Origin of the sequence: Sphingobacterium bovisgrunnientis, from assembly GCF_009829085.1 — a bacterium.
GTDB classification, from domain to species: Bacteria; Bacteroidota; Bacteroidia; order Sphingobacteriales; family Sphingobacteriaceae; genus Sphingobacterium; species Sphingobacterium bovisgrunnientis.
Window position 1 is genome coordinate 27,225 of the sequence record NZ_WUQY01000008.1, and the last position, 12,233, is coordinate 39,457.

The window sequence follows — 12,233 nt, forward strand, 5'->3', positions numbered from 1 at the left end:
TTTTGTATTTTTGTAAAAAAGGGATAATATGCTTGGTTTAAAATTATTGACAGACCCGAGATGGGCTAATATCGCAGAATCTAATTTGGAGGAAATTCTTTCGGATCACGCGTGGTGTGAACAAAAAGCGGCGTCTAATGCTATTATGCTGATAACACAAAATCCAGAATACGAAGATTTGGTTCATGAATTGACGGCTATTGCTATCGAAGAAATGGAACATTTCAAAATGGTAATCGAAATTATCAAAGAAAGAGGATACACTTTAGCGCGCGAACGCAAGGACGATTACGTGGGTCAGTTAATGAAATTTAATAAGAAAGATGGTTCACGCAATCAAGCATTTATCGATAGATTACTTTTCGCTGCGATGATCGAAGCGCGTAGTTGCGAACGATTCCGTGTATTATCTCAAAATATCAATGACAAAGAATTAGCTAAGTTCTATTATGACTTAATGGTCTCTGAGGCCAACCATTATACGACATTTTTAAATTTCGCGCGAAAATATGCTGTTGATGTTGATGTAGAAAAGCGCTGGCAAGAGTGGTTGAACTTCGAAGGAGAGCTTATTCAATCGTACGGCACTAAAGAATATATTCACGGGTAATTCAGTATATTATAGCACCATATCGGTGCTTTTTTTATGTAAAATTCTTAACATAGATTAAGAATATGTGAAGTACAAAGGCCTATTTTTGTGGTATATAGAAAGGAGAATTATTATGTTAGAATTAGGAGTTGGAATGTTTGGCGATTTGCAAATTGATCCTATTACAGGTGAAATTCAATCAGCACAACAACGACTACAAGAAATAATTGAAGAAATAAAACTAATGGATGAAGTTGGTCTTGATTTCTTTGGTATGGGTGAGCATCATCGCGAAGATTATGCTGTAGCGTCACCTGAGATTATATTAGCCGCAGCTGCTTCTGTAACTAAAAATATAAAATTGGGTTCTGCTGTATCTGTTATTAGTTCAACCGATCCAGTAAAACTTTACAAAGATTTTGCTACCGTCGATTTGATCTCTGGCGGTAGAGCTGAAATCATGGCAGGTCGCGGATCTTTCATAGAGTCATTCCCTGTATTTGGATATGATTTAAAAGATTATAGCGAACTTTTTGAAGAAAAACTTGATTTATTATTAAAATTAAGGTCTAACCCAACCATTAACTGGACAGGAAAATTCAGAAAATCATTAATCAATCAAGATATATTTCCTCGTGCTACAGAGAACGGTTTACCTATTTGGATAGCAGTAGGTGGCACAACTTCATCAGTGATCCGCGCTGGGAAATTAGGATTGCCAGTAATGTTTGCAATAATTGGAGGAGCTTGGGAACAATTCCAACCGTTATTCGAGATGTACAAACAAGCTTATGAAGATAATGGACATGATATGTCCAAATTCCAAGTAGGTGTCCATATGCACTCCTTCTTCGGTGATGACAGTAAAAATATAGCAGATAGCTACTACCCTACTTATTCTGCACAAATGAACAGAATAGGTGGATCTAGAGGATGGCCACCATATCAACGTTCGCAATATGATTTTGGACGTTCGTCTTTAGGACATTTGATCGTAAGTGACGCAAATCAAGCAGTAGACAAAATATTAGCCATTCAGGAAAAATTTGGATTGACACGTTTTTCAGCTCATATGGATGTCGGCAGTCCTGATCACAAAGATATGATGAAATCAATAGAAATATTTGGAACTAAGATAGCTCCAAAAGTTCGTGAAGCGACTAAGTAAATATTTTATACAATAGGGTAAACAAATGTTTACCCTATTTTTTTCTATTCATTTAGCTCCCTAATATATTATTATGAAATAACAGTGTAAGTTATTAACTTTGAAATAATTAGTATGATCACACAGTCCACATCAGGCGTCAGTATATCAGTCGAGTGCGAGTATCAACCCGAATACTCTAATCCTGATAATATGCATTATATGTTTGCATATAGGATTACTATTGAAAATATTTCCGATCATACCATTCAGTTATTAAGCAGGCATTGGGATATTTTTGATTCTATCGGCGAAACTAAAGAAGTCGACGGCGATGGTGTCGTAGGTCTGCAACCTATTCTTGCACCAGGAGAATCGCATCAATATGTCTCCGGATGTAATCTCAAAAGTGAAGTTGGCTACATGGAAGGCTATTACACCATGAAAAGAGAGGTCGATAATTTTCTTTTTGAAGTAAACATTCCAAGATTCAATCTTATCGCTTCATTTAAGTTAAATTAACAGCAATTTGTCATAAACAGACGTACTATTATAGTTTTTTAACATACAAAATCGAATTAATACGTATTTTTGTATTTGGATAGTTATGCCTCATACAAAGTACAAAGCATTGGTTTTAGGGTCTTCTGGTTTAATAGGAATGGAGACAATTAATTTATTATTGAAAAATAATAAATATGAGACTATTTATGCAATTACTCGATCTGAATTACCCATTAACAACAATAGACTTATTCGGATTATCGCAGATTATCATAGTATCGAAACGCATATAAAAGATCTTCAAATTGACCATTTTTTTTGTTGTATTGGATCAACCAAAGCCAAGACACCTGATAGAGATAAGTATTACGAGATCGATTTGGAATATCCAAAAAAAGTCGCAAGCAATATAATTGCTAATGGAACTACTACCCTATGCCTTGTCAGCAGTATTGGCGCAAATCCAACTTCCAACAATTTTTATTTAAAATTAAAAGGAGATGTTGAAGAATCCTTAAAAGCTATTGGGTTTAAAAGTTTTCATATTTTTAGACCTTCTCTCCTACTTGGAAATAGAAAAGAATTTCGTTTGATGGAAAAAATAGCACAACTCATCTACCCGATTTTTAATTTTCTATTAATGGGCAAATTGAAAGATTATAGAAGTATAAAAGCAAAAGATATTGCATCCGCTATGATTAACGTTTCAATAACGTCCAATCCCGGCGTACACATATACCAAACACAACTTATAAAAGAATTAGCGTGAGTATTATTAGCACAGAACAAGTTGGTCATTCTTTCAATGACAAGTGGCTATTTAAAGAATTACATTTTGGATTACAAAAAGGTGATAGAGTTGCATTAGTCGGAATTAATGGAACCGGAAAATCAACTTTATTAAAGATTCTAGCAGAACTATTTCCACCTCAACAAGGAAAAGTAGTAAAAGAAAAAGGCATTCGCATTGGCTATTTGCCACAAGACCCAGATTTCACAGGGCTAAATACGATTAATGATTTCATTTTTTCTAATGATAATGAGCAACAGCAATTAATCAAAGAATACGAAGAAATTGTAGAAAAAGAAATTGTTGATGAGCAAAAATTAGCTGATATCATGGATCGCATGACAGCTCTAGACGCTTGGGAATATGAAAACGATATTAAGACAATTCTTAATCGTCTTTCCATCTCCAATTTTGATCAGAAAATAGATAGCCTTTCTGGCGGTCAAAAGAAAAGACTTTCTTTAGCCAAGCTTTTAATAGATGAGGCTGATGTATATATCTTAGATGAGCCTACGAATCATTTGGACATTGAAACAATAGAATGGCTTGAAAAACTTCTGACAACTGGTCAAAAAACAGTTTTAGTAGTTTCTCACGATAGATACTTCTTAGATAATATTTGTACAGAAATAAGAGAACTAGATAAAGGCAAGTTGTTTTCATACAAAGGCAATTATGGCTATTTCTTAGAGAAGAAAGCAGAAAGAGAATATAACGATGTCCTATCGGCTGAAAAGGCAAGAAATCTACTTCGCACAGAATTAGAATGGATGCGCCGCCAACCAAAAGCACGAGGCACAAAATCTAAATCAAGAATTGACTCTTTTTACGAACTGGAAGAAAAGTCAAAAGGTCCTCGTACGCAAGATAAAGTTCAGTTGAGCGTAAAAGTATCCAGACAGGGAAATAAAATTCTTGAATTAGAAAACGTAAGTAAGTCTTTTAAAAACAAAACTGTAATCGAAAACTTTTCCTACACCTTCAAAAAAGGTGATCGTATAGGTTTAACGGGAAAAAATGGTACAGGAAAAAGTACATTCTTAAACTTGATTACCCTAAACTTACCTCAGGATAGTGGTGTAATTAGTGTTGGGGAAACTACAAAATATGGATATTACAAACAGGGTGGTTTAGAATTTAGTGAAGGAGAACGCGTTTTAGATGTGGTCAAAAATATTGCTGACTATATTCAAATGGCAAATGGCGATACGCTTACAGCTTCTCAACTGTTGACTTTATTCCTTTTCCCACCTGAAAAGCAATTTGGTTTAGTATCTAAGTTGAGCGGTGGAGAGCGTAAGAGATTACAATTAATGCGTGTACTAATGGCAAATCCAAATTTCTTGATTCTGGATGAGCCATCCAATGACTTGGACATTGACACATTAAATGTATTAGAAGATTTTCTTGTAAACTTCCCAGGTATTTTAATTCTAGTTTCTCACGACAGGTATCTAATTGACAAATTAACAGATCAGCTTTTTATATTCGACGGAACTGGAACTGTATCTATTTACAACGGTAATTACGCAGATTTCAAATTCGAACAAGAAGAAAGAATTAAAGAAGAAAAACTTTTAGAGAAAAAATTAAAAGCAAACCCTACACCTATCCAAATAGAATCTGAAAAGAAGAAATTATCCTTTAAAGAGATAAAGGAATATGAAGAATTAGAATCTATTATTTCGGATTTGGAAGTAATAATACAAGAGAAAACTAAAGAATTAAATAATACAACTGATCATCAACTTTTATCAAGCTTAGCTAAAGAAGTAGAAATTTTACAAAAACAGCTTGATCAGAAATCAGATCGTTGGATAGAATTAGCAGAATATATATAACGTTTCACGTGAAACGTTGATAAAAAAAACAAATGTTTCACGTGAAACAAGGAAATTAAATATGTTTAATAAATATAATGTAATCGTAGTTGGAGCAGGACATGCAGGTTGTGAAGCCGCTGCAGCTGCTGCAAACCTTGGATCCTCTACCCTACTTATCACTATGAATATGGGAGTAATAGCTCAAATGAGCTGTAACCCTGCGATTGGTGGTGTGGCAAAAGGTCAAATTGTACGTGAAATTGATGCAATGGGTGGATACACTGGTATTATTGCGGATAAATCAACAATTCAATTTAGGATGTTGAACAAATCAAAAGGACCCGCTATGTGGAGTCCGCGTACGCAGAATGATAGAATGCGCTTTGCAGAAGAATGGAGATGGCAATTAGAATCATTACCAAACTTAGATATTTGGCAAGATACCGTTAAAGAAGTGATTGTAGAGGGTAATACTATTAAAGGTGTTATTACATCACTAGGAATACGCATAGAAGCGGATGCTGTAGTACTTACAAACGGAACATTCTTAAATGGTATAATACATATCGGTGAGAAAAAATTTGGTGGTGGTCGTACTGGTGAAAAATCAGCAACTGGTTTAACTGAACAACTTGTGTCCTTGGGTTTCGAATCTGGGCGTATGAAAACTGGAACTCCTCCTCGCATTGATGGTAGAAGCTTAAACTACTCTTTGATGGAGGAACAATGGGGAGATGATGAAGGCGGAAGATTCTCTTATACAAATGTAGAATTACCAACCGAAAAAAGATGTTGTTGGATTACGTATACAAATGATAAAGTTCACGAAATCCTAAAAACAGGATTTGAAAAATCTCCAATGTTTACAGGACGAATTAAAGGACTTGGTCCAAGATATTGCCCATCAATTGAAGACAAAATAAATCGTTTTGCAGAAAGAGATAGACATCAAATTTTCGTTGAACCTGAAGGTTTCAGAACTGTAGAAATATATGTAAATGGCTTTTCTACATCATTACCTGAAGATGTACAACAAAAAGCTTTGCGACTAATTCCTGGTTTTGAAAACGCAAAAATGTATAGACCAGGATATGCAATCGAATATGATTACTTCCCTCCTATGCAATTGGATTTGACATTAGAAACTTTACGTGTCAAAAATTTATTTTTTGCAGGGCAAATCAACGGAACTACAGGTTATGAAGAAGCAGCTGCACAGGGTTTCATTGCTGGCGTTAATGCTCACCAAAAAACTAGAGATCTGCACGAATTAATCTTGAAGCGTTCAGAATCTTACATTGGAGTATTGATCGATGATCTAGTTACCAAAGGTACAGAAGAACCCTATCGGATGTTTACATCTAGAGCAGAACATCGTTTACTTCTTCGTCAAGATAATGCAGATATTAGATTAACACCAATTGCACATAAACTTGGCTTAGTTTCAGATGAACGTTTAGCTAAAGTGAATAAGAAAGTACAAGATTCAGACGATTTGATTAGATACATGAAAAATAATTCAATAGAACCAGCGGGAATAAATTCTACGCTATCCGAGATTGGTTCTGGTGAATTAACTCAAAAAACTCGTTTGTATAATGTACTGAGTAGACCGCACGTTAATATTCAACACTTAGCAGATGCAGATCAGGAATTCAAGATAGTGACTGAAACATATGATAAGGACACTATAGAACAAGCTGAAATAAAAGTAAAATACGATAGCTACTTCGAGAAAGAATTAGAAATTGTAAACAAAATGAAAAAAATGGAAGATAAAGAGATCAATACTGAATTTGATTATACATCACTTACTTCCCTTTCAATTGAAGCACGCGAAAAACTATTAAAAGTTAAACCAAGAACACTTGGTCAAGCTTCACGTATATCAGGTGTATCACCATCAGATATTAGTATATTAATGGTTCACATGAACTAAAGAAATCATAAATTAGCGGTATAAGAGAAATACTTTTATGAATACAAACATTTTTGAAGAGAATTTGAAATCGAAAATAAAAAGTTTACGAAACAACTTTATCCTTGTTTTCGCAATGCTTATATCGCTAACATTTGTACGTTGTGCAAATATGCAAACACCAACGGGAGGACCGAAAGATTCAATTCCTCCTGTTATTCTATCGGAAAATCCCGTAAATTTTAAACGAAATTTTACCGATAAACAAATTGTTTTAGAGTTTAATGAATATATTAAGCTAAACAATTATCAAAAAGAATTTAGTATATCTCCTGATTTAGAAAAACAACCAGATTACAAGGTAAAAAAGAAAAATCTGATAATCACTTTACCTGATTCATTAGAAGAAAATACTACTTATACCATAAATTTTGGTAAAGGTTTAGTAGATTTTAATGAAGGAAATCCTATTGTAAATTACAATTATGTTTTTGCCACTGGCCCTGAATTAGATTCACTTTCTGTATCAGGTTCTGTTAAAAATGCGTATACCAAAACATTCGATCCAAAGGAGGATTTATCTGTTCGTGTTTTACTGATACCTACAAGACAAGATTCTCTTTTCGGAAAGCGGAAAGCCAATATATTTACAAGTGTAGACAGTTCAGGTAATTTTATAATTAAAAATTTAAGAGAAGATACATATAGAATATATGCACTGAAAGAAGAGAATAACGATCGTATATATAATAATCCAGATGAACTAATAGGATTTCTTGCAGATAGCATTGTGTTGAAAGAAAACATAGAGGATATAAAATTGGAATATTCAAAAGGAAAACCAAAAGATTTTAGAATTCCTGAAAGAAAAATTCAAAAGGATAGTCGCATTTCTATTAAATTCAATCAACCTCTAGACTCCCCTTCTACGCGAATTATCTTCCCAGAAGATCTACAAAAAGACGCGTATTACAAATATGCTGATACAAATGATTCTCTTTATATTCTATTACCTAAAATGGAATTTGATTCTATTAAAATAGAAGTTTCTGATAGAAATAATATACTTGATACTACATTATTGCGTAGAGGTAAAAATGATAAATACAATAGAGAATTGATACCTATACTTAATGTTACAAATAAGGTTGATAAAATCAACCACATCACAATCACAAGTGATTTTCCAATAGCTAATATTGACAAAGAAAAATTGATATTAAAAGAGGACAGTGTGTCAAGACGTAACTTTCAACTACAAAAAGATACATTAAATTCTAACCTGTATCATGTACGATTTAATTGGAGACCAAAGCGTAACTATGAATTCACAATTCAAGAAAATGCTATTACTTCTATTTTTAATGACACCAATAAGGAATTGATTACTACCGTTACTTTAGATGAAACCGATAACTTTGGAGATATAAATTTCATCATTAACGATCTTGATAGTAATACTAATTATATTGTCCAGTTAATGGATGATAAAAAAGAAAAAGTAATAGATAATAAGTATATATACAATACGAAAGAACTCAGATACACTAAATTTCCTGGAGGAAAATATATCTTACGCATAATCAAAGATCTCAATAAGAATAAACGATGGGATGGTGCTGATGTCTATAATAAGACACAAGCTGAACCAATATGGTATATGGATAAATCATTTACAATACGTGCAAATTGGGAACAATCCGAAACAATTTCACCCAAATTTGAATAAAATATCTATTTCTTATTTGTAAACCAAGAGGAATAAAGTACATAATTGTGCGGAAGATTTTCTAATAAAGCCATTTGCTCATCTGTAAGTGGCTTTATTTTTTTAGCAGGTACACCAGCATACAAATACCCTGATTCACATAGTGTATTCTCTAATACGACTGCTCCCGCAGCTATAATTACTTTAGATTGAATCACAGCTTTATCCATAACAATAGCTCCCATACCAATCAAAACGTAATCGTCAATAACACAACCATGTACTAATGCATTGTGCCCTATATTCACATAATTACCTATATCCGTACCATTTTTTAAATACGTTCCATGAATAGTAGCATTATCTTGGATATTAGTGTAGTTTCCAATTCTAATATAATTTACATCACCACGAACTACTGCGTTAAACCAAATAGAACAGTGATGACCAATAGTTACATCCCCCACAATAGTACAATTCGGTGCAATAAACGTTTCTTCAGCTATATACGGAAAACTTTCTTTGACTGGTAAAATAGTAGCCATAATCTATAATATTGTATCTTCTAATATCTCTGCATGATTTGGGAAGTCTGTTGTATAATGCAATCCCCTACTCTCTTTACGGTTCATCGCAGATTTAACCACCAAATATGCTACCTGAATAACGTTTCGCAATTCACAAAGTTTCACAGAAAGCTTTGTATTTTTATAAAAAGATTCTGTTTCCTCATGCAACAAACCTAATCTTCGCATCGCTCTCTCTAATCTAAAGTCTGAACGAACGATTCCTACATAATCAGACATAAACTTTTGTGTTTCACGAAGATTATGCGTTACTAAAATATCTTCATTTAATAATTTAGTATTTGAATCATCCCAATTAGGAATATTTTCTTTATAAGAAATTGAATTAATTTTCTTTTCAGCATCTACAAAAATACGATGTGCATACACTGCGGCTTCTAATAAAGAATTGGAAGCCAATCGATTAGCACCATGTAGACCAGTAGAAGAGCATTCGCCACATGCATACAAATTCTCGATACTACTAGCGCCATATTCATCAACCAAAATACCTCCACACAAATAATGTGCAGCCGGGGTTACAGGAATATAATCTTTAGTCATATCTAAACCAATAGAAAGACATTTTTCGTAAATATTTGGAAAATGTGAAAACAAATCTTCTAACGGCTTATGCGTGATATCTAAATAAACATAATCCAAACCAGATTTCTTCATTTCAGAATCAATCGCACGCGCTACGATATCTCTTGGAGCTAATGATCCACGTGAATCATACTCTTCCATGAAAGATTCTCCATTTACTCTTCGCAAAATTCCACCGAAACCGCGTACAGCTTCCGAAATTAAAAATGCTGGATATTCGCTTGGATTGTATAAGGCTGTAGGATGGAATTGAATAAATTCCATATTACGTACTTTTCCTTTGGCTCTATACACCATCGCTATACCATCACCAGTTGCAATAGTTGGATTAGTCGTACTTGAATATACATGACCAGCACCTCCTGATGCCATTAAAGTAATTTTAGATATAAATTTTTCTACAATTCCTGTACGAGTATTAAAAGCATAAATTCCGTAGCATTCTATATCCGTAGATTTTTTATCCACATGTAACCCCAAATGGTGTTGCGTAATCAAATCTACAGCGAAATAATGGGTAAGAATTTCAATATTTGGATGTTGATGAACTTTCTCTAGCAATGCACGCTCTATCTCATAACCCGTAATATCCTTATAATGTAAGATACGATGTGCAGAATGTCCACCCTCTTTTGCTAAATCATATTCACCAGAATCTTCCTTGTCAAATGAAGTCCCATATCCTATCAATTCTTCAATTCGCGCTGGTCCTTCCTTTATTACGTTTTCCACAATTTGTGGATTACATAAACCATCACCTGCAATTAATGTGTCTTCAATGTGATTTGCAAAGCTATCTGATTGATCTGTAACCACTGCCACACCACCTTGCGCATATTTTGTATTTGATTCGTCTTCGTTGGATTTTGTAACTATTAACACTTTACCAACATTCGCAGCTTTTAATGCAAAACTCAAACCTGCAATTCCCGACCCTACTACCAAAAAATCTACTTTTCTTTCCGACATAAACCTATTGTATGCTTAAAAATTGAAACAAATTAACAAATAATGTGGATAACGTGTAAACAAAACGTTAATTAAATTTTAAAACTATTTATTATTCCACAAACCGACATATTTACACACATGTTTCACGTGACGAGTATGAAAAAATAGACCATATATTAACAATTATTTAACAACGAGTAATTCACAAAATTTTATTGAAAATAAAAAATCTGAAAAATCACAGTACTGTAAATCAGCACTAAAAGATCTGATATCTGTGGATAAATTGTTGAAAAGTACAAGATAACTCAAAAATGAAATTTAAAAATATACAGTTATCCCCATTTTCCACAGACTAATAAACAATAAGACTCTCTTTTATAAAAAAGATTATTATTTATTGAAAAAAAGGAATGTGAATTTCGTTTGAATTTCTTTGTTTACTTTTGTGAAGTTGATTAGTCAAAGTGATTAACCAAATTACAGAAGAGAGAGAATGAATAACACTTATCAAAGAGATTTGGAAGCAAAGGGCTTCATTGATCTTCCTGTGGATCCAAGTTTGGATTTAGTTCAGGAAATTCTACGTTTGAAAAAAGAGAAAAATGCTGTAATTCTGGCGCATTATTACCAAGATGCTGAGATTCAGGATTTAGCTGACTATATTGGAGATAGTTTGGGGCTTTCGCAACAAGCTGCTAAGACTGATGCAGATGTGATAGTGTTTGCTGGTGTTCATTTCATGGCAGAAACCGCAAAAATTCTTTCGCCTTCCAAAAAAGTGTTATTGCCGGATTTGAAAGCAGGATGTTCGTTGTCGGATTCTTGTCCGCCTCATCTTTTTGCAAAATTCAAAGAGCAATATCCTGATCATGTGGTGATTACATACGTCAATTGTACAGCAGAATTGAAAGCGTTATCGGATATTGTGTGTACTTCGAGCAATGCTGTGCAGATTGTTGAGTCACTTCCAGCTGATCAAAAGATAATTTTTGGTCCCGATCGCAATCTCGGCGATTATGTGAAGAAGAAAACGGGGCGCGATTTGGTGTTGTGGAACGGTGCCTGTATGGTTCACGAGATTTTTTCACGTGAAAAAATTGAAAATCTACGTGAAGAATATCCTGGATCAAAGTTTATTGCGCATCCAGAATGTGAAGAACATATTTTGGCTGAGGCTGATTACATCGGATCGACTTCGGGAATGTTGAAATATACGATTGAAGATGAGGCTTCTACCTATATTGTGGCAACAGAATCTGGTATTTTGCATCAAATGCAAAAATCTAGCCCTCATAAAACTTTTATCCCGGCTCCACCGAATAATGCTTGTGCATGCAACGATTGTCCACACATGAAATTGAATACATTGGAAAAATTATACAACTGTTTGAAATACAATCAACCAGAAATTATTCTTCCAGAAGATGTAATCAATAGAGCACAAAAACCGATTGAACGGATGTTGGAAATTTCAGCGCGTTTAGGGTTGTAAAATACACATGTTTCACATGAAAACTTAATTTTTTATGTTGAACAATGTTCAAAAATTTAGGAATGGGGCATTTTTTACATTTGCCCTATTTTTAGCTCTTCTATCAAAGGGAGATTAATCCGTATCTTTGTTG

The 12,233-nt window shown here is 33.8% G+C and carries 10 protein-coding genes; 8 read left to right on the top strand and 2 right to left on the bottom strand.

Annotated features, from left to right (window positions below; genetic code table 11):
• The first annotated feature begins 28 nt into the window (after positions 1 to 28).
• The 7 genes from GOQ16_RS05775 (at position 29) to GOQ16_RS05805 (ending at position 8,503) form a co-directional block, all read left to right on the top strand.
• Entirely contained in the window at positions 29 to 610 is a 582-nt protein-coding gene (locus GOQ16_RS05775) for a MiaE family protein (RefSeq protein ID WP_149913347.1), read from the top strand.
• Between the two features lie 115 nt (positions 611 to 725).
• Positions 726 to 1,760 (top strand): Atu2307/SP_0267 family LLM class monooxygenase, encoded by a 1,035-nt coding sequence (locus tag GOQ16_RS05780; RefSeq protein ID WP_160068430.1) that lies wholly within the window; start codon positions 726 to 728, stop codon positions 1,758 to 1,760.
• A gap of 114 nt (positions 1,761 to 1,874) precedes the next feature.
• Positions 1,875 to 2,261, top strand: a complete 387-nt coding sequence (gene apaG, locus GOQ16_RS05785; protein ID WP_160068431.1) for a Co2+/Mg2+ efflux facilitator ApaG/CorD — start codon at positions 1,875 to 1,877, stop codon at positions 2,259 to 2,261.
• Positions 2,262 to 2,346: 85 nt separating this feature from the next.
• Positions 2,347 to 3,012 carry an NAD-dependent epimerase/dehydratase family protein gene (locus GOQ16_RS05790; RefSeq protein ID WP_160068432.1) on the top strand — a complete coding sequence of 222 codons (666 nt, stop codon included), beginning with the start codon at positions 2,347 to 2,349 and terminating at the stop codon, positions 3,010 to 3,012.
• Positions 3,009 to 4,874, top strand: a complete 1,866-nt coding sequence (locus GOQ16_RS05795; RefSeq protein ID WP_160068433.1) for an ABC-F family ATP-binding cassette domain-containing protein — start codon at positions 3,009 to 3,011, stop codon at positions 4,872 to 4,874. The genes GOQ16_RS05790 and GOQ16_RS05795 overlap by 4 nt, the downstream gene beginning before the upstream one ends.
• A 61-nt stretch (positions 4,875 to 4,935) precedes the next feature.
• Positions 4,936 to 6,795, top strand: coding sequence for a tRNA uridine-5-carboxymethylaminomethyl(34) synthesis enzyme MnmG (gene mnmG, locus GOQ16_RS05800; RefSeq protein WP_160068434.1), 1,860 nt, complete (start codon positions 4,936 to 4,938; stop codon positions 6,793 to 6,795).
• Positions 6,796 to 6,946: 151 nt separating this feature from the next.
• A complete protein-coding gene (locus GOQ16_RS05805) occupies positions 6,947 to 8,503 on the top strand; it encodes an Ig-like domain-containing domain (protein WP_240140966.1) in 1,557 nt (518 codons plus the stop codon).
• A gap of 5 nt (positions 8,504 to 8,508) precedes the next feature.
• On the opposite strand, the gene GOQ16_RS05810 is transcribed toward GOQ16_RS05805, so the two are convergent.
• Positions 8,509 to 9,027 carry a gamma carbonic anhydrase family protein gene (locus GOQ16_RS05810; RefSeq protein ID WP_160068436.1) on the bottom strand — a complete coding sequence of 173 codons (519 nt, stop codon included), beginning with the start codon at positions 9,025 to 9,027 and terminating at the stop codon, positions 8,509 to 8,511.
• Positions 9,028 to 9,030: 3 nt separating this feature from the next.
• Entirely contained in the window at positions 9,031 to 10,623 is a 1,593-nt protein-coding gene (nadB, locus tag GOQ16_RS05815) for an L-aspartate oxidase (protein ID WP_160068437.1), read from the bottom strand.
• Between the two features lie 478 nt (positions 10,624 to 11,101).
• Between nadB and nadA the strand changes: the two genes are divergently transcribed.
• Positions 11,102 to 12,100 carry a quinolinate synthase NadA gene (gene nadA, locus GOQ16_RS05820; protein WP_160068438.1) on the top strand — a complete coding sequence of 333 codons (999 nt, stop codon included), beginning with the start codon at positions 11,102 to 11,104 and terminating at the stop codon, positions 12,098 to 12,100.
• Positions 12,101 to 12,233 lie beyond the last annotated feature (133 nt).